Source organism: Georgenia satyanarayanai, assembly GCF_900116375.1.
In the GTDB taxonomy this organism is placed as follows: domain Bacteria; phylum Actinomycetota; class Actinomycetes; order Actinomycetales; family Actinomycetaceae; genus Oceanitalea; species Oceanitalea nanhaiensis.
The window spans coordinates 78,134-100,851 of sequence record NZ_UETB01000002.1 but is presented as its reverse complement, the minus strand read 5'-3'; the positions used below and the strand labels follow the sequence as shown (position 1 = coordinate 100,851).

General features: G+C 73.6%; 23 protein-coding genes and 1 tRNA gene. 9 read left to right on the top strand and 15 right to left on the bottom strand.

Features of this window, described 5'->3' with window-relative positions:
- Positions 1–51: 51 nt before the first annotated feature.
- Positions 52–1,275, bottom strand: a complete 1,224-nt coding sequence (locus tag DSZ44_RS04620) for an arginine deiminase (protein WP_110851444.1) — start codon at positions 1,273–1,275, stop codon at positions 52–54.
- Positions 1,276–1,423: 148 nt separating this feature from the next.
- Here DSZ44_RS04620 and DSZ44_RS04615 point away from each other — a divergent pair.
- A tRNA-Ala gene (locus tag DSZ44_RS04615) sits at positions 1,424–1,496 on the top strand.
- A gap of 84 nt (positions 1,497–1,580) precedes the next feature.
- Here DSZ44_RS04615 and DSZ44_RS04610 read toward each other — a convergent pair.
- Positions 1,581–2,564: an NAD(P)/FAD-dependent oxidoreductase gene (locus DSZ44_RS04610; protein ID WP_110851443.1), complete on the bottom strand. Its 984-nt coding sequence runs from the start codon at positions 2,562–2,564 to the stop codon at positions 1,581–1,583.
- 83 nt (positions 2,565–2,647) lie between these two features.
- Between DSZ44_RS04610 and DSZ44_RS04605 the strand changes: the two genes are divergently transcribed.
- Together DSZ44_RS04605 and DSZ44_RS04600 are read left to right on the top strand one after the other, a co-directional pair.
- A complete protein-coding gene (locus DSZ44_RS04605) occupies positions 2,648–3,208 on the top strand; it encodes a helix-turn-helix domain-containing protein (protein WP_110851442.1) in 561 nt (186 codons plus the stop codon).
- A gap of 167 nt (positions 3,209–3,375) precedes the next feature.
- Positions 3,376–5,013 carry a catalase gene (locus tag DSZ44_RS04600; protein ID WP_110851441.1) on the top strand — a complete coding sequence of 546 codons (1,638 nt, stop codon included), beginning with the start codon at positions 3,376–3,378 and terminating at the stop codon, positions 5,011–5,013.
- 70 nt (positions 5,014–5,083) lie between these two features.
- Here DSZ44_RS04600 and DSZ44_RS04595 read toward each other — a convergent pair whose 3' ends face one another.
- Both DSZ44_RS04595 and DSZ44_RS04590 read right to left on the bottom strand, forming a co-directional pair.
- The gene (locus tag DSZ44_RS04595; RefSeq protein WP_110851440.1) at positions 5,084–6,100 is read right to left on the bottom strand and encodes a cation diffusion facilitator family transporter; all 1,017 of its coding nucleotides are present in this window, start codon (positions 6,098–6,100) and stop codon (positions 5,084–5,086) included.
- Complete coding sequence (locus tag DSZ44_RS04590; RefSeq protein ID WP_110851439.1) at positions 6,097–6,567, bottom strand: transporter substrate-binding domain-containing protein; 471 nt, start codon at positions 6,565–6,567, stop codon at positions 6,097–6,099. Before DSZ44_RS04590 ends, DSZ44_RS04595 begins: the two co-directional genes overlap by 4 nt.
- Positions 6,568–6,688: 121 nt before the next feature.
- On the opposite strand from DSZ44_RS04590, the gene DSZ44_RS04585 reads away from it, so the two are divergent.
- The 3 genes from DSZ44_RS04585 to DSZ44_RS04575 are packed head-to-tail and all read left to right on the top strand — an operon-like array spanning position 6,689 to position 8,696.
- A complete protein-coding gene (locus tag DSZ44_RS04585; RefSeq protein ID WP_110851438.1) occupies positions 6,689–7,258 on the top strand; it encodes a TetR/AcrR family transcriptional regulator in 570 nt (189 codons plus the stop codon).
- Positions 7,237–7,947: an ABC transporter ATP-binding protein gene (locus DSZ44_RS04580; RefSeq protein WP_258369222.1), complete on the top strand. Its 711-nt coding sequence runs from the start codon at positions 7,237–7,239 to the stop codon at positions 7,945–7,947. Before DSZ44_RS04585 ends, DSZ44_RS04580 begins: the two co-directional genes overlap by 22 nt.
- On the top strand, positions 7,944–8,696 hold the full coding sequence (locus tag DSZ44_RS04575) for an ABC transporter permease (protein ID WP_110851437.1): 753 nt from the start codon (positions 7,944–7,946) through the stop codon (positions 8,694–8,696). The genes DSZ44_RS04580 and DSZ44_RS04575 overlap by 4 nt, the downstream gene beginning before the upstream one ends.
- 22 nt (positions 8,697–8,718) lie before the next feature.
- On the opposite strand, the gene DSZ44_RS04570 is transcribed toward DSZ44_RS04575, so the two are convergent.
- The 7 genes from DSZ44_RS04570 to DSZ44_RS04540 all read right to left on the bottom strand — a co-directional run bounded on the left by DSZ44_RS04570 (position 8,719) and on the right by DSZ44_RS04540 (position 14,105).
- On the bottom strand, positions 8,719–9,744 hold the full coding sequence (locus DSZ44_RS04570; protein ID WP_110851436.1) for a diacylglycerol/lipid kinase family protein: 1,026 nt from the start codon (positions 9,742–9,744) through the stop codon (positions 8,719–8,721).
- Positions 9,745–9,789: 45 nt separating this feature from the next.
- Positions 9,790–10,377: a tetratricopeptide repeat protein gene (locus tag DSZ44_RS04565; protein ID WP_110851435.1), complete on the bottom strand. Its 588-nt coding sequence runs from the start codon at positions 10,375–10,377 to the stop codon at positions 9,790–9,792.
- Between the two features lie 108 nt (positions 10,378–10,485).
- Positions 10,486–10,998, bottom strand: a complete 513-nt coding sequence (locus DSZ44_RS04560) for a mycothiol transferase (RefSeq protein ID WP_110851434.1) — start codon at positions 10,996–10,998, stop codon at positions 10,486–10,488.
- The gene (locus DSZ44_RS04555) at positions 10,995–11,918 is read right to left on the bottom strand and encodes a glycine betaine ABC transporter substrate-binding protein (RefSeq protein ID WP_110851433.1); all 924 of its coding nucleotides are present in this window, start codon (positions 11,916–11,918) and stop codon (positions 10,995–10,997) included. The genes DSZ44_RS04560 and DSZ44_RS04555 overlap by 4 nt, the downstream gene beginning before the upstream one ends.
- Positions 11,915–12,613 (bottom strand): ABC transporter permease, encoded by a 699-nt coding sequence (locus tag DSZ44_RS04550; protein WP_110851432.1) that lies wholly within the window; start codon positions 12,611–12,613, stop codon positions 11,915–11,917. The genes DSZ44_RS04555 and DSZ44_RS04550 overlap by 4 nt, the downstream gene beginning before the upstream one ends.
- A complete protein-coding gene (locus DSZ44_RS04545; RefSeq protein WP_110851431.1) occupies positions 12,610–13,290 on the bottom strand; it encodes an ABC transporter permease in 681 nt (226 codons plus the stop codon). Before DSZ44_RS04545 ends, DSZ44_RS04550 begins: the two co-directional genes overlap by 4 nt.
- Entirely contained in the window at positions 13,290–14,105 is an 816-nt protein-coding gene (locus DSZ44_RS04540) for an ABC transporter ATP-binding protein (RefSeq protein ID WP_110851430.1), read from the bottom strand. Before DSZ44_RS04540 ends, DSZ44_RS04545 begins: the two co-directional genes overlap by 1 nt.
- Before the next feature lie 227 nt (positions 14,106–14,332).
- On the opposite strand from DSZ44_RS04540, the gene DSZ44_RS04535 reads away from it, so the two are divergent.
- Together DSZ44_RS04535 and DSZ44_RS04530 are read left to right on the top strand one after the other, a co-directional pair.
- Complete coding sequence (locus tag DSZ44_RS04535) at positions 14,333–15,778, top strand: dihydrolipoyl dehydrogenase family protein (RefSeq protein WP_110851429.1); 1,446 nt, start codon at positions 14,333–14,335, stop codon at positions 15,776–15,778.
- Between the two features lie 173 nt (positions 15,779–15,951).
- Complete coding sequence (locus tag DSZ44_RS04530) at positions 15,952–17,313, top strand: alpha-amylase family protein (protein WP_110851428.1); 1,362 nt, start codon at positions 15,952–15,954, stop codon at positions 17,311–17,313.
- A 118-nt stretch (positions 17,314–17,431) separates the two neighbouring features.
- On the opposite strand, the gene DSZ44_RS04525 is transcribed toward DSZ44_RS04530, so the two are convergent.
- The 4 genes from DSZ44_RS04525 to DSZ44_RS04510 are packed head-to-tail and all read right to left on the bottom strand — an operon-like array spanning position 17,432 to position 21,676.
- Entirely contained in the window at positions 17,432–18,721 is a 1,290-nt protein-coding gene (locus DSZ44_RS04525) for a D-arabinono-1,4-lactone oxidase (protein ID WP_110851427.1), read from the bottom strand.
- Between the two features lie 22 nt (positions 18,722–18,743).
- Positions 18,744–19,331: a methylated-DNA--[protein]-cysteine S-methyltransferase gene (locus DSZ44_RS04520; RefSeq protein ID WP_110851426.1), complete on the bottom strand. Its 588-nt coding sequence runs from the start codon at positions 19,329–19,331 to the stop codon at positions 18,744–18,746.
- Positions 19,328–19,816 carry an RNA polymerase sigma factor gene (locus DSZ44_RS04515; protein ID WP_110851659.1) on the bottom strand — a complete coding sequence of 163 codons (489 nt, stop codon included), beginning with the start codon at positions 19,814–19,816 and terminating at the stop codon, positions 19,328–19,330. The genes DSZ44_RS04520 and DSZ44_RS04515 overlap by 4 nt, the downstream gene beginning before the upstream one ends.
- A gap of 39 nt (positions 19,817–19,855) precedes the next feature.
- The gene (locus DSZ44_RS04510; protein WP_110851425.1) at positions 19,856–21,676 is read right to left on the bottom strand and encodes a dolichyl-phosphate-mannose--protein mannosyltransferase; all 1,821 of its coding nucleotides are present in this window, start codon (positions 21,674–21,676) and stop codon (positions 19,856–19,858) included.
- A gap of 42 nt (positions 21,677–21,718) precedes the next feature.
- Here DSZ44_RS04510 and rsmI point away from each other — a divergent pair, with 42 nt between their 5' ends.
- A complete protein-coding gene (rsmI, locus tag DSZ44_RS04505) occupies positions 21,719–22,642 on the top strand; it encodes a 16S rRNA (cytidine(1402)-2'-O)-methyltransferase (RefSeq protein WP_110851424.1) in 924 nt (307 codons plus the stop codon).
- The last annotated feature ends 76 nt before the right edge of the window (positions 22,643–22,718 follow it).

The window sequence follows — 22,718 nt, the reverse complement described above, 5'->3', positions numbered from 1 at the left end:
GGTGACCGTATGTGCGTACTCGCCGGGGGGTGGGGGTGGGGGTGGGGGAGCTCAGATGGCTTCGCGGACGGTGGGGCAGCTCATGCACCGGGGCCCGCCGCGGCCGCGGCCGAGCTCGGAGCCGGGCACCTCGATGACCTCCACGCCGTGGGAGCGCAGGTAGGCGTTGGTCGTCGTGTTGCGCTCGTAGGCGACGACGACGCCGGGCTCGAGCGCCAGGACGTTGCACGCGTCGTCCCACTGCTCCCGCTCGGCGCTGAGGGAGTCCTGCGCGGGGGTGAGGATGCGCAGGGAGTCCACGCCCAGCGCCTGGGCGATCGAGGTGTGCATGTCCTCGGGCGGGTGGTCGGTGACGACGATCTCGCCGTCGGCGTCCCCGGGCGTGATCCGGTAGGACGGCAGCGCGCCGAGGCCGGCGTACTCGGTGAAGGTGTGGTCGTCGACCATCGTCATCACCGTGTCGAGGTGCATGAAGGCCCGCTCGTGCGGCAGCGCCAGCGCCACCACCTCGGTCGCTGACCCGGTCTCGAAGAGTCGCTGCGCCACCCGTTCCACGCCCTGCGGCGTGGTCCGCTCGCTCATCCCGACGAGGACCGCGCCGCGACCCAGCACGAGGACGTCCCCACCCTCGACGTTGATGCCGGTGCGTCCGCCGGCCCCGCTCCACAGGTGGAAGTCCACACCCCTGAAGTCGGGGTGGAAGCGGTAGACCGCCTGGTAGTGGAGGGACTCACGCAGCCGGGAGCGTTTGCGCATGTTGCTCACGCCCACGCCGTCGTACACCCACGCGGAGGCGTCGCGGGTGTAGAGGTGGTTGGGCAGCGGCGGGACGACGAACTCGTCCGCGCCCAGGACGTGCAGCGCCACGGAGCGTGGCTCGTCGATCCGCTCGAGGAGCTCGCGCTTGGTCAGGCCGCCGACGAGGAGGGTGGTGAGCTCGCCGTCGTCGAGGGTGTTGACCATGTCGAGGACGGGGCCGACGCCCGCGGCGCCGAGGAGCGCGGGGCCGAAGGTCTGCTCGACGATGAGGGACCGTGCCGCCGGGACGGCGAGGGTCTCGCGCAGCAGGTCGGTGAAGTAGCGGACACGCACGCCCTGGTCACGCAGCGCGCTGGCGAAGGCGTCGTGCTCCTCCTCGGCGCGTTCCACCCACAGGACGTCGTCGAAGAGCAGCTCCTCCCGGTTCTGCGGGGTGAGGCGGCGCATCTCGGGGCCGGGCCGGTGGAGGATCACCTCGTGGAGGCGGCCGACCTCGGAGTCCACGTGATAGGTCATGGCGTCCTCGGCGTCGGGGTCAGGGGCGTCCCTCAACGTACTGCGCGGCGCGGTGCCCGGCCCGCCGATCCTGTGACCCACGTCAACGCGGCGCCGGGTTCACTCCCTCCCGACGGCGGTGCTAAAGTTGGCGGTGCTCGCAGAGCATGGGGCTATGGCGCAGTTGGTAGCGCGTCTCGTTCGCAATGAGAAGGTCGGGGGTTCGAATCCCCCTAGCTCCACCCGGTGAAGGCCGCTGAGCCGCACGAGAGTGCAGCTCAGCGGCCTTCTGCTTTCCCTCAGCGCGCCCGGCGGGCGGCCTCCCGTCAGGTCAGGGCCGCGCGTGCCGTCACGGCCGCATCGGCGTCAGCCGCCACGAGGTGCGCGTTGATGTGCGCCCCGGCCATGGCTCCCGCGGCGGCCGACGCCCCCACCTGGGCCATCGGGTCGGTGAGGTTGCCCGCCACCCACACGCCCGGCACCTCGGTGGTGCCGGCCATGCCGGAGACGACCCTGCGGCCGATCCCGCCGGGCAGCTCCTCCACCGCGAGCCCGAGCGCCTCCAACCCCTCCAGACGCGGCTGCAGCGCGGTGCCCACCGCCAGGACGCGCCGGTCCACCACGGCGCCGCCGGCCAGCAGAACGCCCGCGATCGCGCCGTCGATGTCTGCGACGACCTCCGTGACCGGTTCCTCGACGACCCGCACGTCCAGCGCCGCGAGCCGCGCCCGTGCCTCGCCCTCGAGCTCGGTGCCGCGGGTGAAGTAGACGAGGTCGTCGGTCAGCTGGCGGAAGAGCAGCGCCTGGTGCACGGACGCCGGCCCGACGGCGAGGATCCCGATCGGCTCGTCGCGCACCTCCCAGCCGTGGCAGTAGGGGCAGTGGACGACGCCGTGGCCCCAGTGGTCGGCGAGGCCCGGGACGTCGGGGAGCACGTCCCGCGTCCCGGTCGCCACGAGGAGGCGGCGCGCCGTCAGCTCCCGACCGTCGGTGAGCGTGACGGCGAAGCGCAGGTCCCCCTCGGGGGAGGACTCGGTCGGGGACGCGGCGGCGACCGTCCCGGTGACGACCGCGCCGCCGTACCCGCGGACCTCCTCGCGGCCGCGCCGGTAGAGCTCGGCGGGCGGCGTCCCGTCGAGGCCGAGCAGCCCGTGGACGGCCTCGGCGGGAGCGTTGCGCGGCGTCCCGCCGTCGACGACGACGACGGCCCGGCGCGAGCGGGCGAGCATGAGCGCCCCGTTGAGCCCGGCGGCCCCGCCGCCGATGACGACGGCGTCCACGGTGCGGTCAGGCAGGGTGTCGGCAGACATGTGGCTCTCCTTCGGTGGGCCCCGGCTGGGCCCTCTGGCTCGACCGTAGCCACGCCTTGCGTGCCGGGCATAGCATCGTGCTCATGACGCAAGAGATCGGTGCCGTGGAAGGCCTCGTGCGCAAGCGGGTGCGCGCCCTTCGCCTGGCCCACGGCTGGTCCCTCGACGAGCTCGCCCGCCGCGCCACCCTCAGCCCCTCCACGCTCTCGCGCATCGAGAACGGCCAGCGTCGTCTCGCGCTGGACCAGCTCGTCGCCCTCGCACGCGCGCTCGACACGACCCTGGACCAGCTCGTCGCGAGCGACGTCGAGGACGTCGTCGTGAGCCCCGTCGTCGACCCCCACGGCTGGCGGCGCTGGCCCGTCCGGGCCCAGCCCGGGCTGAGCGTCGTGCGGCAGCGGCTCACCGTCCCGCCCGACCCGGCGAGGATGCGCGCGCATGCCGGTCAGGAGTGGCTCGTCGTCCTGTCCGGCACCGCCGTCCTCCTGCTCGGTGAGCGGCGCTACCGGCTGGAGGCGGACCAGGCGGCCGAGTTCCCCACGATGCTGCCCCACGCGCTCGGGTCCGAGCACGGGCCGGTCGACGTCCTGGCGATCTTCGACCGCGCCGCGCGCCGCGACCATCAACGGACCACGACGGACTGAGCCGGCGCCGGGGACGGCATCGTCGTCGCGGCCGACGGGCGGGCTGCGGGTGCCCGTGCCAGCCTGGACCGACACGTCCGTACGGCTGGGGGCAGCGAGTCGGACCGTGGGCCGCCCGGAGGGACGCGGTTCCGCGCCGCGGGCTCGTCCCCCGGAGAGGAACAGCGATGACCGACGACGAGCAGCGCGACGAGCTCACCACCCGCCAGGGCCACCCGGTGGCCAACAACCAGCAGACCCGGACGGTGGGCTCCCGGGGCCCGGCGACCCTCGAGAACTACCAGTTCCTCGAGAAGATCTCCCACTTCGACCGGGAACGGATTCCCGAGCGCGTGGTCCATGCCCGCGGCAAGGTCGCCTTCGGGTACTTCGAGGCCACCGGCCAGTGGGGCGACGAGCCGATCGCGAGGTACACCCGCGCCACGCTGTTCCAGGAGGCGGGCAAGCGCACCCCGCTGGCGATCCGCTTCTCCACCGTCATCGGCGGGCGGGACTCCTCCGAGACGTCGCGGGACCCCCGTGGCTTCGCCGTGAAGTTCTACACCGAGGACGGCAACTGGGACCTCGTCGGCAACAACCTCGGCGTCTTCTTCATCCGCGACGCCATCAAGTTCCCCGACGTCATCCACGCCCTCAAGCCGGACCCCGTGACGTTCCGGCAGGACCCGGGCCGGATCTTCGACTTCATGTCGCAGACCCCCGAGTCGATGCACATGCTCGTCAACCTCTTCTCCCCGCGCGGGATCCCCGCCACCTACCGCCACCAGCAGGGCTTCGGCGTCAACACCTACCGCTGGGTCAACGCGCAGGGCGAGAGCGTCCTCGTCAAGTACCACTGGATGCCCCACCAGGACGTCCGGTCGCTGACCGAGGAGGACGCCGCCGCCATCCAGGCCCACGAGACCGGGCACGCCTCCCTCGACCTGCACGACGCCATCGACCGTGGTGACTACCCGAAGTGGGACCTGCTCGTGCAGGTCATGTCCGACGACGAGCACCCCGAGCTTGGCTTCGACCCGCTGGACGACACGAAGGTGTGGCCGGAGAACGAGTTCCCGCCCCGGAAGGTCGGCACGATGGTGCTCGACGAGAACGTCACCGACCACCACACCCAGAACGAGCAGATCGCCTTCGGCACCGGCGTGCTCGTCGACGGCCTGGAGTTCTCCGACGACAAGATGCTCGTGGGCCGGACGTTCTCCTACTCCGACACCCAGCGCTACCGGGTGGGCCCGAACTACCTCCAGCTGCCGGTCAACTCCCCGAAGGTCCCGGTGCGCACCAACCAGCGCGACGGCCAGATGGCCTTCTACCAGGACCCCACGGGCAACCCGCACATCAACTACGAGCCCTCCCACGACGGCGGACTGCGCGAGGCCACCATCCACGCCCGCGAGGAGGAGGTCGGCCCCGAGCTGCGTGGGCGCCTCACCCGGGCGCAGCTGGAGCGCACCAACGACTACGAGCAGCCCGGCCAGCGCTTCCAGCTCATGGAGCAGTGGGAGCAGGACGACCTGGTCACGAACTTCGTCGACAACATCGGCCAGGCCTCCCGCGGCGTGCAGGAGCGCATGGTCTGGCACCTCTTCATGTGCGACGACGAGCTCGGCCGCCGCGTCGGGGAGGGGCTGGGCATCACCGCCGACGACGTCCGTCACCTCGAGCCGTTGCCTCACCAGCGGCTCACGGAGGAGGAGCTGGAGCGGGCGCGCAACCTCGGCAGCAACGGTCCACGCGACGTGAGCGGGCTGCAGATGACGCACACCGTGCCCGACGCGCGCGGGCTGCCGACCGAGGCCGCGTAGCGCAGATCGGTGCAGGGGAGGCCCGGAGCTCCTGACGAGCTCCGGGCCTCGCTGGTGTGACTCCTGGTGCCTACCTGCCGGCGTCGTGCCGGTCCGGATCGGCGGCCTTCTCCGCCGCGACCGACGGCAGCATCCGCTCCGGCAGCTGCTCGACGGGGACGAGCACCATGTCCTCGATCTTCCAGTCGAGCGCGACGACGGCCCGGCGTGCCTGGGTCAGCTCGGCGAGCGTGGGGGTGTGGCCCGGGACCGGGACGACGAAGGACTCGACGTGGAAGACGTGGCCCTGGTCGCGCACGCGCGAGCGCGCCGTCGCGACCCACGGCACCTCACGGAGGCGTTCGTCGATCTGCCCGATGAGCGGGTGCGGGTCGTGGCCGTCGTAGGTCTCGGCGCGCGCGTCCATGAGGGCGCTGATCGCCACACGCATGTTGCTCACGCCGTCGTGGAGGATGCTGCCGGAGATGAAGAGGGCGGCGGCGGCGTCTGCCCACCACAGGCCCAGGCCGATCCCCACGATCCCGATGATCGCGCCGACCGCGGTCATCCAGTCCGCCTTGTTCATGTCCGCGTCGGCGTACAGGACGCGGTCGTGCAGGCTCTTGGCGAGCGGCATCTTCGCCCGGCCCAGCAGCACGGGCGGGACGGCGGTGTAGGCAAGGACGGCGATCATCAGCCAGCCCGACCACACCACGTGGCCCCCGATCTCGATGAGCCCGACCGGTGGGTGCTCGGCCTTGACCAGGCTCGACGCGGAGTCGAAGACGAGGAAGGCGCCCATGGCGAGCAGTGCCGTCGCCGCGACGAGGTGCCCGATACCCACCGCCCGGTGGTAGCCGTAGGGGTGCTCCGACGTGGGCGGCTTGCGGGTGCGGTGCACCGCCAGGAGGAAGGCGATCGGCGGGATGAAGGACAGCAGGTCCTCCGCCCACGCCGCCTTCATCGCCTGGGAGCTGCCCATCGCGAGGTAGACGGCGGTGACCGCGGTGACCAGGAAGGCGATCGTCAGCCACGCCAGCCGGACCGCGCGGCGCAGGTGGGCCTCCTGCTCCTCGGGGAGCTCGGTGCGTCCGAACGCGGTTCTCACAGGTCCTTCTCCAGGAGGAAGCCCTCGAGCTCGACGAGGAACGCGTTCTCACCCATCGGTGCGGCCATCACGTGGAGCTCCTTCGCGCCGTCGGGGCCGGTGGTCTCGGTGTACCGGTAGGTCAGCGCCGCCTTCTCCGCCCACGGGGACCTCGCGCTGAGCCCGCCGATGACGAGGTCCAACTCGCCGCGCTCGAGCTGGCCGATGAGCTCCTCCTCGCCCCCCGCGGCCCACTGCACCTGCGCGTCGATCGTGCGGGCGAAGTCCTCCACGAGCTCCACCTCGGTGCCGGCAGGCTCACCGCCGGGCCCGTCCGGCAGGTCGGTCCACGGCGGGCTGGGTGAGACCCCGACCCGCAGGATCCCGCCGGTCACGCGGTCCAGGGTGCCGTCCGGGTCGGTCGGGATGGTGGCCGAACAGGCCGTCAGGGTCGCCAGCAGCGCCAGGCACGAGATCGCTCTCCTCACCAGCGTCAGTCAACTCCAGAACGCCGCGTCCGCAACCGAGCCGGGTGACGGCTGGGGCTGAACCCGTCTCGGGGGCAGGCGTTGGTTGTGCGTGCGTAACGTTAGTGACTAACATTGCGGTGTGGATCGATGGAGCCGGACGCACGAGGCCGTGCAGCGCGCGGCGCTGGAGCTCTTCGCGGAGAAGGGCTACGACGCGACGACCACCGCCCAGATCGCCCGCCGTGCCGGGGTGAGCGAGATGAGCCTGTTCCGCCACTTCGCCACCAAGGACGCGCTCCTCCTCGACGACCCCTTCGACCCGCTCATCGGGGAGGCGGTCGTCGCTCGGCCGGCCGACGAGACGCCGATGCGGGCGGTCGTCGAGTCGGTCCGCGAGACATGGGCCGAGCTGAGCGACGAGGTGGTGCCCGTGCTGCGTCAGCGCCTGCGCATCGTCGCCGAGGCGCAGAGTCTGGACGGGGCGCTCGAGCGCAACAGCGCCGCGACGGCCACCGTCATCGCCGACTCCCTCGTGTCCCGCGGCGTCCAGCGCGACGCGGCCCGGGTGGCGGCCGCCGCCGTGATCGCCGGCCTGAGTGCGGCCCTGCTCGAGTGGGCCAGGAACGGCGACCGCCGGCTCGACCAGGCGCTCGACGAGGCGCTCGACGTGCTCGGAGGTGCATCGGCGTGCTCCGACTCGACGACGTGAGCTGCCGGTTCGGGGACGTTCGCGGACTCGCCGGTGTCACGCTCGACGTCCCCGCAGGGCAGATCGTCGCGCTCGTCGGGATGAACGGGGCGGGGAAGACCACGCTCATGCGGCTCGTGCTGGGGATGCTGCGGCCCGAGGAGGGCACGGTGCGGCTGTTCGGCCAGCCGCTTGCGACGCTGCCCGTGACGCAGTGGCGACACGTCGGTGCGTTCGTCGAGGTGCCGCTCGCCTACCCGGAGCTCACCGTGCGGGAGAACCTGCGGATCGCGGGCCTGCTGCGGGGCACCGAGCGGGCTCGTGTGGAGGAGGCGCTCGACCAGTGGCGCCTCGGCCCGGTCGCCGACCGCCGCTATCGCCGTCTGTCCCTGGGCAACAAGCAGCGTGTCGGCCTCGCCGCGGCGCTCCAGCACGATCCGCGGCTCGTCGTCCTCGACGAGCCCACCAACGCGCTCGACCCGGCCTCGGTCATCATGCTGCGTGAGTACCTCGTGCGGCGCGCACGGGACGGTGCCGCCGTCCTCGTCAGCAGTCACCACCTGGACGAGGTGGCGCGCATCGCCGACCGCATCGTCGTCGTCAACTCCGGTCGGCTCATCGGTGAGCTCGACCCGGCGGCGCCCGACCTCGAGCGGCTCTTCTTCGCCCAGGTCCTCGCTGACGATGCACAGCGGGAGGAGCAGGCATGAACGCGGCAGTGCGCAGCGAGGCGCTCAAGCTCGTCAGGTCACCGGTCGGCACCATCGCCACCCTCGCCCTCGTGGTGGGCACGCTCGTCCTCCTCGGCGGGATCACCGCGGCACTGGCCAGCGGTAACCCCGAGCTCACGGCGAAGGTGGGGGTGGGCGCGACCCTGGACTGGGCGGGGCTGCTCGCGTCGGCCGCGCAGATCACCTCTGCGGGTGGGCTGCTGGGCAGCGGCGTCGTCCTCGCCTGGCTGTTCGGCCGCGAGTTCACCGACGGCACGGTCGTCGCCCTCTTCGCGCTCCCCGTGGGGCGCGGTCGCATCGCGCTCGGCAAGCTCGCCGTGTACGCGGTCTGGCTGGTGGGCGTCAACGCCGCCCTCACCGTCGGGCTGCTCGGGCTGGGCGCGGCGCTCGGCTACGGCGCCCCGTCCGCCGACACGTGGGCGGGGCTGGCCCGCCAGCTGGTCCTGGGCGTGCTGGCCGGTGCCAGCGCCACGCCGGTGGCGTGGGTGGCGACGGTGACGCGCTCCCTCCTGGCCGGCGTCGGTGGCGCCATCGGCCTGGTCGTCGTCACGCAGGTGGGCGTGCTGGCGGGCGCCGGCGGGTGGCTCCCGCTCGCGGCGCCGGCGCTGTGGGCGATGAGCGAGGGCACCGCCGTCACCGTCGTCCAGCTCGGTCTCACGCTCGTCGTGGCGGCCGCCTTCGCCTGCTGGACGGCCGTGAGCTGGCAGCGGATGCAGGTCCGCCGTTAGCCGGGCGGGGTGCTGCGTGACGCTACCGCTCCGTGGGTGAGCCCTCGGCGAGGTCCGGGCTGCGGTCCGGCTGGTAGACGCACAGCCACAGCGCACCGGGCCGCACGGTCGCGGTGAGGGTACGCCGCGGCTCGATGACGTCGCCGTCGAGCTCGCAGGGCTGCTCGCGGTCGCTGGTGACCGTGATGCGCGAGCCCCGGAGCACCTCCATCCGGCGCACGCGGTCGCGTCGGCGCAGGACGTCCCAGGCCAGTGTCATCCAGTCCGAGAGGTGGCGTGGGCTGAGGACGGCGACGTCGAGCTGGCCGTTGTCGGGCTCGGCGTCCGCGAGGAGGCGGACGCCGCCCTGGAGGCGGCCGACGTTGCCGATGACGACGGTGCGGGCGCGCCGCCGGAGGGGCGGGTCGTCGTCGATGCGGATCTCCACGCGCATCGGGCGGTCGCGCAGGTGCTTGAGTGCGGACAGGACGTAGGCGGGTGAGCCGATGCGGGCCTTGAGGGTGGTCGAGGCGTCGTCGAGCAGCTTCGCGTCGAAGCCCATGCCGGCCATGACGGCGAAGAGCCGGCCCTCGACCTCCCCGAGGTCCAGGAGGTGGCGGCCCCGGTCGACGGCGAGCCGGACGCCCTCGGTGGGCTCGTCGGGCAGGCCCAGGTTGGCCGCCAGCAGGTTGCCGGTACCGGCGGGCAGCACCGCGAGCGCGGTCTCCGTGCCGGCGAGGCCCTCGATGCACGAGCGGACGGTCCCGTCCCCACCGCTGACGAAGACGACCTCGCAACCGGCGTCGACCGCGTGCCGGGCCTGCCCCGCTCCGGGGTCCTCCGGTGTCGTCTCCAACCACAGCGGAGCGGGCCACGCTGCCTCGGCCAGCGCTGTCTCGATGGTGGTGCGTAGCCCGTCGAGGTCCTCCACCCGTGCCGGGTTGACGACGACGGCCGTCCGGAGCGGGCCGTCGTGCGTGACGCGCTGCCGGTCGGCGGGATCAGTGCTGTCGCTCAGCACCTGACCCCGCGTCGAGTCGAGTGCTTGAGCGTCCGGGGTGGGGGGCATCTCGCCAGTATGTGCGCCGAGGGGTGCCGGTGCCCGCCGGCATGGTCAGCGCGGCCGGTGCTCCTCCTGCGTGCGGTCGAGCCGCTCGTCCATCCCGATGCCCACGAGGTCGTAGTCGTCCGGCTCCTGGCCCTGGCGCTCGCGGATGCGCCACCGCATGAGGCAGAGCATCGCGACGTCGGTGTCGGAGAAGGCCGAGCCCTCCTCGTGGACGAGGATCCCGCGCGTCACCCAGCCCAGGGCTCGTCGGTCCTCGCCGTGGTCGGCCCACACGTCGGCCATGTACTCGTAGGTCGCGGCGTCCGCCGGCCGGCTGCGGCGCAGCTGGGTGTCCAGCACGAGCGCCTCCTCGGTGTCACCGCGCTCGAGGAGCAGGGCCATGAGGTGGGAGCGGGGGTCGAGCTCGCTCATGCCCTCGGCGAGGACGGCACGGCGGTAGACGGCCTCGGCGGACTCCGGGTCGCCGGCGAGCTCGAGCTGCTCCCCGGCCGCCGTGAGCAGCTCGCGAGGGGAGAGCTCGTCCCGGGGGTGCGGCTCGTCGCCCCACTTGATGAGCCGCTCCGCCACGCGCCGGTGGTCGGGCGTGGAGAACTCGAGCTCGTCGACATCGTCCTCGGTGATCGGAGAGCGCATGCGCCCGAGTCTACGGAGCACGTCGCGCTCGTCGCACCGTGTGGGTCCCGGGTCCTGACCGGCAGCGCACGAGGCGCCGACGACCGTCCTCGGCCGCAGGGCCTGGTGCTACGGGCGGGTCCGCTCGAGCACCCCGCGGACGAAGGCCGCCTGGCCGGCGTGCTCCAGGCAGTCGTCGACGACGCTGACCAGTCGCACCCCGAGGGTGACCGGCGGGTCCCACGCCTCGTCGACCACCCGGTCGAGGTCCTCGTCGCGCAGGCCGCCGAGGAACTCGAGGGTCCGCGCGTGGACGGCGTCGTAGTAGGCGAGGACGAGCTCGGGACCGAAGTCGCGCACCTGTCCGACCTCCTCCGCGCTGTGCCCGTAGCCGATGCCGGTCACGGGCAGGTCGAAGCGCCCCTCCCAGCCCTCGGCGGTCCACAGCTCGTCCCGGCCGGCGACGTCGGCCACGTGGTCGTCCTGCACCCGGGTGAGGTGCCACAGCAGCCAGCCGATCGAGTTGGCCTCCGGGTCCAGGCGCTCGGCGAGGACCTCGGCGGTCAGCCCCTCCCCGGCGCGATGGACGGCCTCCTGGACGCGCGAGAACGCGTCGAGGAGCAGGTCGACGGCGGCACTCACGACGTCTCCTCCAGCAGGCCCTGCTCGGTGAGCCAGTCGGTGGCGATGGTGGCGGAGTCGAGCTGCTCGCCCACGCTGCGGGCGTTGAGCGCGATGAGCGCCTCGGTGGTGAGCGCGGCGCTGACCGGGTCGAGCAGCGGCGCCAGCTCCTCGGCGCGGTCGGCTGCCACCAGCGGGACGACGTTCTGCGCGAGGATCATGCTCTCCGGGTCCTCGAGGGTGACGAAGTCACCCGAGGCGAGGTCCGGGTCGGCGGTGTAGATGTCGCCCATCGTGATCGTGCCGTCGCGGATCGCGTCCTTCGTCAGCGGCCCGCCGCTGTCGCCGATGGCGAGGAACTCGACGTCCACGCCGTAGAACTCGCGCAGGCCCTCGGGGCCGTAGGGGCGGCTCTCGAGCTCGGCGTTGCCGCCGATGGTGATCTCGCCGTCGTAGCCGGCGAGGTCGGCGAGGCTCGTGATGCCGTTCTCGGCGGAGAACTCCGCGGTGACGTTGTAGGAGTCGGCGTCCTGCGCCTCGGCGTACTCGAGCACCGCCAAACCCTCGGGGAGTGCGTCGGGCAGCTCGGTGGCGACGTCCTCCGAGCTGCGCGCCTCGGTGTCGGGCACGTAGAACTGCAGGAGGTTGCCGGTGTACTCCGGCAGCACCTGCACCTCCCCGCCCTCCATCGCCTGGAGGTAGACGTCGCGCTGGCCGATCTGGAACTGCCGGGTGACGTCGAGACCGGCGTCCTCGAGCACCTGGGCGTAGATCTCGGCGACGATCTCGTTGGAGTAGTAGGCCTGGGAGCCGACGACGACGGCGCCGGCCTCCGTCGTCGTGCCCTCGCCGGTGGGCTCGGCGAGGGGGTCCTCGGAACCGCAGGCGGCGAGCGTGAGCGCGGTGACGCCGGCGAGCAGCGCCAGGCGGGTGGTCTTCATCGGTGTCCTTCCGTCGACGGGTTGAGCCTGCCCTCTTCTCCCGCCACGCGCACCGCGAGACGGGAGAGCATCGCGAAGACGACGTCGACGACGACGGCGAGGGCGACGATGGCGATCGCGCCCCCGAGCATCTCGTCGTAGCGCCGCAGGGAGATCCCGCGCTGGACGTAGATCCCCAGGCCGCCGAGCCCGACGTAGGCGGCCAGCACGGCAGTGGCGACGATCTGCAGCGCCGCGCTGCGCAGCCCGCCGACGAGGAGCGGCAGCCCGAGCGGCGCCTCGACCCGGAGGAGGACCTGCCACGGCGTCATGCCCATCGCCCGCGCGGAGTCGGTCACCGCGCCGTCGACGTTCTCCACGCCCGCGTAGGTGCCGGCGAGCACGGAGGGGACGGCGAGGACGACGAAGACGACGGTCGCGGCGAGGTCGGCGTCCCCGACACCGACGAGCAGCGTGAGGACGGTGAGCAGGCCGAGGGAGGGCAGCGCGCGGCCCGCGCCGGCGACCGCGACGGCGAGCTGCCGGCCGCGTCCGGTGTGGCCGACGAGGTAGCCGAGGGGGATCGCGACGGCGGCTGAGACGGCGAGGGCGAGCAGGGTGTAGAGGAGGTGCTCACCGGCGCGGTCGAGGACGGTCGTCCCGGTCCACTGCTCGGGCGCCGTGAGCCAGGCCCAGGCGTCGGCGAAGAGCCTCATCCCGCCCCTCCCGCGGTGAGCTGGACCCGGCGGCCGGCCCGGGGCGGGCGGCGGTTCCACGGGAGCAGCAGGCGGCCGAGGAGGACGAGGAGCAGGTCGAAGACGAGCGCGACGGCGACGGTCGCGACGATCCCGGTGACGATCTCGGCGACGATCCCGCGCTGGAGGCCGTCCATGAAGAGGTAGCCGAGGCTGCGCGTCCCGACGAGCACCCCGACGGTCACGAGGCTCACCGTGCTCACCGCGACCACACGCAGGCCCGCGAGCAGCACCGGCCCGGCCAGCGGCAGGTCGACCGCCCAGAAGCGGCCCCAGGCGGAGTAGCCCATCGCGGTGGCCGCCGAGCGGACGGCCGGGTCGACCGCGGCGAGGGCGTCGGCGACGAAGCGGACCATGAGCGCGACGGCGTACACGGTCAGCGCGATGACGACGTTGAGCTCGGACAGGAAGCTGATCCCGACGACCGGCGGGATGAGGACGAACAGGGCGAGGGAGGGGATCGTGTAGAGCAGCCCGACGCCCGCGAGGAGCGGGCCGCGTCCGCGTCGCCACCGCCACGCGAGCACCCCGGGCGGCAGCGCGAGGACGAGCCCGAGGACGATCGGGAGGACGCTGAGGCGGGCGTGCTGGACGACGAGCTCGGTGACGAGCCCGGTGTTCGCGAGGAACCAGTCCATCAGCGGGTGGCGTCCAGCACCCCGGCGGGACGGCCGTCGGCGTCGACGGCGATGCGGCGCCCGTCCTGCTCGACGACCGTGAGCCGCCGCCGACCGCGGTCCGCGCCGATGAAGCTCGCGACGAAGTCCGAGGCGGGCACGGCGAGGATCTCCGCGGGTGTGCCCTGCTGGGCGATCCGGCCCCCCTGCTCGAGGATGACCACGCGGTCCCCGAGGCGGAAGGCCTCGTCGATGTCGTGGGTGACGAAGACGACCGTCTTGGCCAGCTCGCGCTGCAGGCGCAGCAGCTCGTCCTGCAGCTCGGTACGCACGATGGGGTCCACGGCCCCGAAGGGCTCGTCCATGAGGAGGATGTTGGGGTCGGTGGCCAGCGCCCGGGCCACCCCGACGCGCTGCTGCTGCCCACCGGAGAGCTGGCGCGGGTAGCGCTCCGCGAGGTCGCGGTCCAGGCCCACGGTGTCCATGAGCTGCAGACCGCGCTCGCGGGCCGTGGCCCGGGGGACCTTGTTGAGCCGCAGGACGGTGACGACGTTGTCGAGCACCCGCCGGTGGGGGAGCAGGCCGGCGCTCTGCATGACGTAGCCGATGCCACGGCGCAGCTGCACCGGGTCGCGCTCGCGGACGTCGGTGCCGTCGATCTCGACCGTCCCGGCGGTCGGGTCGACCATCCGGTTGATCATCCGCAGGACGGTCGTCTTGCCGGAGCCCGAGGATCCGACGAGGACCGTCGTGCGGTGGGCCGGGATGACGAGGTCGAGCGCGGAGACCGCCTCGGCGTCGCCGAAGCGCTTGGTCACCGTGCGGAACTCGATCATCGGACTCCTCCGTCGGGTTCGGACGACATGGCCCCGAGCCTATGGCGCGGGACGATGTCCGACCGGACGGGACTCAGTGTGGACTTTTCGACCTCTGCGGTCCACAAGCCCACACCGCAGCGGCCCCGGTCTCCCGGACGCGGCTGCGCGCCGCCACTCTGGCCGCGCCCGACAGACCGGGCGTAGGGTCGCAGGACACCACTGGGCCTGCCGAGAGGGTTACCGAGATGTCCGAGACCTACGACGTCGTCGTCATCGGCGCAGGGCCGGTGGGGGAGAACGTCGCCGACCGAGCGGTCCAGGGTGGGCTGAGTGCCGTCGTCGTCGAGGACCGCCTGGTGGGCGGGGAGTGCTCGTACTGGGCGTGCATCCCGTCCAAGGCACTCCTGCGCCCGGCGGAGGCGCGGCGTGCGGCGCTCGCCGTCGACGGTGCCCGGCAGGCCGTGACCGGGGACCTGGACGTGGCAGCGGTGCTCGCCCGCCGCACCTCCTTCACCAGCGACTGGGACGACGCCGGGCAGCTGACGTGGCTCGAGTCCGCCGGCATCGACCTCGTCCGCGGGCGCGGTCGGGTGAGCGGGGAGCGGCAGGTCACCGTCACGACTCCCGACGGCGAGGAGCAGGTCCTCACCGCACGTCACGCCGTCGCAGTCTGCACCGGGTCGCGCCCCGTGGTCCCCGACATCCCCGGGCTGCGGGACGCGCGGCCGTGGACCAACCGCGAGGCCCTCGAGGCGACGGAGGTGCCGGACAGTCTCCTCGTCATCGGCGGGGGCGTGGTGGCCAGCGAGCTGGCCGGCGCCTTCGCCGACCTGGGCGCCCGCGTGACGATGCTCGTGCGCAGCAGCCTGCTGTCCGGCTACGAGCCCTTCGCGGGTGAGATGGTCGGCGCGGCGCTGACGGAGCGCGGCGTGGACCTGCGCGTCGGTGTCTCGGCCACCTCCGTGCGGCTGGTCGGTGAGGAGCGGGAGGTCGAGTGCGACGACGGCACCACCGCGCGCGTGGCGCAGATCCTCGTCGCCACCGGCCGTGAGCCGCAGCCCGACCTCGGTCTGGAGTCGGTGGACCTCGACGGCGGGTGGCTGCCCGTGGACGAGACCCTGCGCGTGCTGGACGGCGACGGTCAGCCGGTCGAGTGGCTCTACGCCGTCGGCGACGCGAACCACCGCAGCCCCCTCACCCACCAGGGCAAGTACCAGGCCCGGGCGGCCGGCGACGTGATCGCGGCGCGGGCGCAGGGCCGCCCGGTCGACGACTCCCCGTGGGGCGTGCACGTCGCCACCGCCGACCACCTCGCCCCCACCCAGGTCGTCTTCACCGACCCGCAGGTGGCCTCGGTGGGGATGACCGCCGCCGCGGCGCAGGACGCCGGGATGGACGTGCGAGTGGTGGACCACGACCTCGGTGCGGTGTCCGGCGCGGCGATCCACGCCGACGGCTACACCGGCCAGGCGCGGATGGTCGTCGACGAGGAGCGGCGCGTCATCGTCGGCATGACCTTCGTGGGCCCGGACGTCGCCGGGCTGCTGCACTCGGCGAGCATCGCCGTCGCCGGCGAGGTGCCGCTCGAGCGCCTGTGGCACGCCGTCCCGGCGTTCCCCACGATGAGCGAGGTCTGGCTCCGCCTCCTCGAGTCCTACGGCCGCCCCCTCCCTTCTCGCGCCGAGCGCTGAGTTGTTACCCCCACTCTTGCGCCGAGCGCTGAGTTGTTACTGAGGAACAACTCAGCGCTCGGCGCGAGAAGGGGGGCGGGCAGGGCAGGGAGCGGACTTTCCGCCCCGCGCCGTGCGCACCGGGCCCGAGTGTGGGCAGGATCGGTGCGGGACGACAGAAGGAGTGGTGACTGGTGACCGAGCCGGACTGGGTGGAGCACGCGGTGCTCTGGCACCTGTACCCCCTGGGCTTCCTGGGCGCCGAGCCCACCCGGGCCGAGCACACCGGGGACATCACCCACCGGCTGCCCGGCCTCCTGCCGTGGCTCGACCACGCCGTCGAGCTCGGGGCCTCCGGCATCCTGCTCGGACCGGTGTTCGACTCCGTCACCCACGGCTACGACACCACCGACCACCTGCGCGTGGACCCGCGGCTGGGCGACGAGGACGACCTCGTCGCGCTCATCGAGGCGGCCCACGCCCGCGGGCTGCGCGTGGTTCTCGACGGCGTCTTCAACCACGTCGGCCAGGACTTCGCGCCGTTCCGGCAGGCGCTCGCGGAGGGCCCGGCCTCCGACGCCGCCCGCTGGTTCCACCTCACGTGGCCGGACCCCGACGCACCCGACGGCGGCGGCACCCCCACCCACGAGGACTTCGAGGGCCACTCCGCGCTCGTCGCGCTCGACCACGCCGAGCCGGCCGTCGCCGCTTACGTCGAGCACGTCATGACGTACTGGCTCGACCGGGGTGCGGACGGCTGGCGCCTGGACGCCGCCTACGCCGTCCCACCGTCGTTCTGGAAGCCCGTGCTCGACCGGGTGCGCGAGCGCCACCCGCAGGCCTACGTCATCGGGGAGGTCATCCACGGTGACTACGCGGCGATCGTCGCCGAGTCCGGGATGGACTCCGTCACCCAGTACGAGCTGTGGAAGGCGGTGTGGAGCTCCCTCAACGACGGCAATGCCTGGGAGCTGGAGCACGCGCTGCGCCGCCACGCCGAGTTCGCCCGGGCCTTCGTGCCGCAGACCTTCGTCGGCAACCACGACGTCACCCGCATCGCCAGCCGCCTCACCGACCCGCGCCACCTCGACCACGCGCTCGCGGTCCTGTTCACCGTCCCCGGCACGCCGTCGGTCTACGCCGGGGACGAGCACGGCTTCACCGGCGTCAAGGAGGACCGCGCGGGCGGCGACGACGCCGTGCGGCCCCCGTTCCCCGCCTCACCCGCGGAGCTGAGTCCGCTCGGCCGCCCGGTCTACGAGCGCCACCAGGAGCTCATCGGCCTGCGCCGCCGCCACCCGTGGCTGCACCGCGCCGACCTCGAGGTGCTCCACGTGTCCGACCCGCTCCTCGTCTATGTCGTCCGCGGCGGTGGCGAGGCGCTCGTCGTCCTCCTCAGCACCGACGACGACGGCGTGCGCTGGGGCCTGCCCGCCGGCGTCCCGGCCGCGGGGGACGCTCCCGTCACCCTGCTAGCCGGCACCGGCGCCATGGACGACGGCGGACGGACAGTCGTCCTGCCCCCGCACGGCTGGGCCGTGGTGAGCTCCGCCTGACCGCCACCCGCCACCGCCACCGCCACCTCGCCGAGTACGCACCTACGGTCATCTCAGCGGCCGGTCTCGGACCCTGGCATGACCGTCGGTGCGTACTCGCGGAGGGGCAAGTGTCGGCTCAGCCGACCCAGGTGCGGACGAAGGCGTTGCTGAACGTGCGCCGCGGGTCGTGCGAGCGCACGACGTCGAGGAAGTCCTCGCGCCGGGGGTAGAGGGACCGGGCCCGCTCGGGGTCCGCGCGGAACTGCTTGCCCCAGTGCGGGCGCCCGCCCAGCACCCCGAGAGCGTCGTCGATGACCGGCAGCGCCGCGCCCACCCGCTCGATGTCCCGCACGAGCGTGAAGTGGACCGCCACGCAGGGCTGGTTGTACATCGGGCTCATCCAGGCGGTGTCGGCTGCGATCGAACGCACCTCGCACACCTGCACCAGCCCGGCCAGCGGCTCGGCGAGCCCCGCGAGCGCCCGCAGCGCCAGCCGGGCGCTGTGCCGGGGCACGAGGTACTCGCACTGGATCTCCGCGCCCGCGCTGGGCAGCTGGTCGGCGCGGAAGTGGGGCAGCCGGTCGCTCGCCGGCCCGGGCACGCCCTGCTGTGCCGTGGCGTTGCCCGGGTCGATGCCCGGGATCGGGTGCGCCTCCGCGGTGAGCGCGGGGCCACCGAGCACGTCCGCGGGCGCCGGGCCCTGCGCCGTCGTGCGCTTGACCCACACCGTCTCGAACGTCGGCGTGCGCAGGGTGGTGAAGCAGCTGACCGAGTAGCCCAGGTCGCTGACCTCGTCGAAGGCGTCGGCGAGCTCGCCGAAGCCGACCGGCCCGTAGACCGTCTGGGCCACCTCGAAGGCCGGGACGGTCTCGAGGGTCACCCCGTGGACGAGCCCGAGGGCGCCGAGGGAGACGGTCGCGGCGTCGAAGGTGTCGCCGTCGACGTCGCGGTCCAGGGTGCGCAGGGAGCCGTCGGCCGCGACGAGCTCGAGACGCGTCACGGCGGAGGCGAGCACCGTGTTGCCGACACCGGAGCCGTGCGTCGCCGTCGCCACCGCTCCCGCCACCCCGATGTGCGGCAGGGAGGCGAAGTTGACGAGCGTGCGCCCCCGTTCCTCGAGGAAGAGCGCGAGGTCGGCGTACCGCGTCGCGGCCGCCACGCGCACCCGACCGGTCAGCGGGTCGAGCTCCGGCTCCGGACCGCTCTCCTCGCCCTCGGTGAGGAGCCGCGGGTGGCGGTAGGCGAGCCGGTCCAGGCTGACGAGCAGGCCCTCGGAGTCGGCGAGGTCGTTGAAGGTGTGCCGGGTGCCGAGCGCGCGCACGTGGTCGGCGTGCGCGACGGCGTCGGCCGCCTCCTCCAGGGAGCGGGGCCGCACCAGCGTGCCCGTGTAGACGTGGTTGCCTGCCCAGTTGATGTTCGTGGCCACGCCTGAGCCTCCCACGGCGGGGTCAGGCCGCGCGCTCGAGGCCGAGGAGCAGCTCCTTGGCGGGCAGGCCGCCGAGGTAGCCGCCCAGGCCGCCGTCGCTGCGCACCACCCGGTGGCACGGCACGACGATCGGCAGCGGGTTGGTCGCGCAGGCGGTGCCGACGGCGCGCACCGCCCGCGGGCTTCCCACGAGCCCGGCGACCTGCGCGTAGCTCTCGGTGTCCCCGTAGCCGATCGTCGCGAGGTGCTCGAGCACGGTGCGGCGGAAGCCGCGGGCGAGCGCGAGGTCGACCTCGAGCGCGAAGTGGGTGCGGGCGCCGGTGAAGTACTCCTCGAGCTGGCGGGCCGCGGTCTCCAGCCGGCCCGGGGCGTGGAGGATGCGGGGGCTGACCTTCTCGGAGAGGGCGGTGAGGACCCGCTCGTGGTCCTCCCCGGCGAAGGCGACCCGCACCAGTCCACGCGGGGTGGCGGCGAGCAGCAGCGGGCCGACGGGCGAGTCGACCGTGCGGTAGGCGACGTCGAGGACGCCCTCGCGGGCGGCGTCGTCGGCCAGGCGGGCGTGCAGGCGCTCGAGCTCGGCGGGCTCGGTAGGCGGGAACAGGGCACTCATCGGCGGTCTCCTCTGCTGGGGGCGCCGTAGCGGCGGCGCAGGGCGGTCATGCCGTCGGCGGCGGCGCGCCGGGCGGCGTCGGTGGTGCCGCCGACGATCGCCGCGACCTCGGCGTAGGGCAGGCCGGCGAGGTGGTGGTAGGCCACGGCCAGGCGCTGCTTCTCCGGCAGCGCGGCGACGGCGGACCACACCTCGGCCGCGTCGCCCGGCTCACCCCCGGCGGCGGCCCGCTCGGGCAGCGCCGGGACGGGCACGGGCCGGCGGGCACGGGCCCGGAGCTGGTCGAGGGCCTTGCGGTGGGCGATCGTCACGAGCCACGCCTCGACGTTCGCGCCCGCCCCGAGGTCCGGGTAGGCACGCAGGGCGGCGAGGAAGGTCTCCGACCACGCGTCGTCGGCGTCGTCGGGGCCGACGACGGCGCGGCACACGCGCAGCACCGTCGCACCGTGGCGGGCCACGACCTGCTCGAAGGGCGGGTTGGTCATCATCACCCCGTAGACGCTGCGGGCGGGCGGAACGTGAGATCAGATCCAGGAGCCGAGCCACATGCGGGCACGCCACATGTCGTAGGACAGGGTCTGGCCGGTCCACACCGGCCAGAACCACAGGAGGGCGGCGACCGCCGCGACGCACACGACGGCGAGGAGGACGTGGCCGAGCCGGGTGCTGCGGGCGGGCGCGGGAGCGTCGTCGTCGGCGACGGTGGTGGCGACGGCGGTGGCGACGGGCGAGGCGGCGGGACGGGACAGCCACGAGTCGTCGGTGAGCGGCGCGGACGGGCCGCCGTCGTCGTCCTCGTCGGGCACCTCTCCGGGCCGGCGGGCGGGACCGTGGAGGGGAGGCAGGAGCCCGCCCACCCACGCGACGGCGACGACGAGCGCGAGGGCGACGTACGGGGCCAGCGCGATGGAGTAGAAGGTGAAGATCGTGCGGTGGGAGTAGGTGAGCCACGGGAGGTAGACGGCCGCGTAGCCGGAGAGGACCACCCAGGCGCGCCAGTCGCGGCGTGCCACGGCCATCCACAGGATCGCGACGAGCGCGAGGAGGCCGAGCCACCAGACCACCGGGTTGCCGACGGAGGAGATCGCCTGGACGCAGCGGTCGGCGCCGCAGTCACCGGGCACGGGGCTCTCCCAGTAGAAGGACGTGGGCCGCAGCTGGAGGAGCCAGCCGGCGGGATGGGCCTCGTAGGAGTGCTCGGAGTCCAGGCCGTTGTGGAAGTCCCAGGCGCGCAGGTGGTACTCCCACAGGGAGTTGAGCGCGTCCGGCAGCCAGGAGCGCGCGACGGTGCCGGTCTCGGCGACCTGGTCCGCGGCCCACGTCCGCAGGTAGGCGCTCGGGCTGGCGAACCACGACGCCCACCCGGCGACGTAGGTGAGCAGCGCGACGGGCACGAGCGCGAGGAAGGCGGGCACCCCGCCGCGGAAGACCCCCGCGCCGAACCACAGCCGCGCTCCCACGGCGCGGCGGGCGCACAGGTCCCACACGACGACGAGGATCCCGAACACCGCGAGCGCGTAGATCGCCGACCACTTGACCCCGCCGCCGAGCCCGAGGAGCACCCCGGCGAGGACGAGCCACCAGCGCATGCCGGTGCGCGGGCCCCAGGGGTCGGAGAGGCGGCCGTCACCGCGCGCGGCGAGGTCGGCCGCGGCGGCGTGGGCGAGGCGCCGCCGGGACTGCTCCCGGTCGAGGAGGACGGCGGCGAGTGCGGCGACGACGAACAGGCCGAGGAAGACGTCGAGCAGCCCGATGCGTGAGCCGGTGAGGTGGAGACCGTCGACGGCGAGGAGGAGGCCGGCGGCGCAGCCCAGGAGCGTGGAGCCGGTGAGGCGGCGGCCGATGCGCGCGACGATCAGGACGGTGAGGGCGCCGGCGACCGCGGCGGAGAAGCGCCAGCCGGCACCGTTGTCCGCACCGAACAGGCGCAGCCCGATCGCGATGAGCCACTTGCCGATCTGCGGGTGGACGACGTAGTCGGCGTCCGCGGTGAGGTCGGAGAAGTCGCCCTCCCGGAAGCGGGCGTTGATCTCCTCGTTCTCCCCCTCCCACTCTCCCTCGTAGCCGAGGGTGAGCAGGGAGTAGGCCTGCTTGACGTAGTAGGTCTCGTCGAACATCAGCCGGGTCGGGTGGTTGAGGTCGACGAGGCGGAGGACCGCGGCGATCGCCGTGACGATCAGCGGGCCGAGCCAGCCCCACAGCCGGTCGGTGGGACCGGGGCGCAGGAGGCGGGAGGCGAGGTCCGTCTCGATCTGCGCCGCGCTGCGGTGGTCCGTCCGCTCGGGCGCCGCCTCCGCGGTGGCGACCGGGCCAGGGCGGTCGGTGTCGTCACGCGGCGCTGTCACGGTGGTGAGTGTAGGTCGTCGCCGGTGGGCCACACTGGGCAGATGAGCGAGCCGGTCGAGGAGCACGAGAACGACGGCGCCGTCACCGCCGACGACGACGCGACCTCCGCCGTCGGCGGCTCGCCCTGGCGCGGGGAGGGCGGGCAGATCGTCCTCGCCGCCACCCCGATCGGCGACGCCGGTGACGCGCCGCCGCGCCTCGTGCGCGCGCTGACGGAGGCGGACGTCGTCGCCGCCGAGGACACCCGCCGCATGCTCGCCCTGGCCAAGCGCCTCGGGGTGTGGGTGGGCGGGGAGATGCTCTCCTTCCACGAGCACAACGAGCGCGAGCGGGCCCCGCGCCTGGTGGAGGAGGCGCGCGCCGGGCGCCGGGTGCTCGTCGTGTCCGACGCCGGCATGCCCTCGGTGTCCGACCCCGGCTACCGGCTGGTCGACGCCGCCGTCGCGGCGGACGTGCCGGTGAGCGTGCTGCCCGGGCCCAGCGCCGTCCTCACGGCGCTCGCGGTCTCCGGGCTGGCGACCGACCGCTTCAGCTTCGAGGGCTTCGCGCCGCGCCGGCCGGGGGAGCGTGACCGGGTGTTCGGCGCGCTGGCCGACGAGCGCCGCACGATGGTGCTCTTCGACTCCCCGCACCGGGTGGGGGAGACGCTCGAGGCGATGGCGCGGGCCTTCGGTGCCGAGCGCCGCGCCGCCGTGTGCCGCGAGCTGACGAAGACCTTCGAGGAGGTGCGGCGGGGCACGCTCGCCGAGCTCGCGGAGTGGGCGGCTGGGGGAGTGCGGGGTGAGGTGACGGTCGTCGTCGCCGGGGCGGAGCCGCGCGAGGCGCGGCTGGAGGACCACGTCGGGGACGTCGTCGCCCGCGCCGCTGCGGGTGAGCGTCTCAAGGACGCCGCAGCCGCCGTCGCCGCCGAGACCGGCCTGGGCAAGCGCGACCTCTACCAGGCCGCCCTAGACGCCCGCCGGTAACAACTCAGCTCTCGCGCACCCGGGGAGTAACAACTCAGCTCTCGCGCACCCGGGGAGTAACAACTCAGCTCTCGCC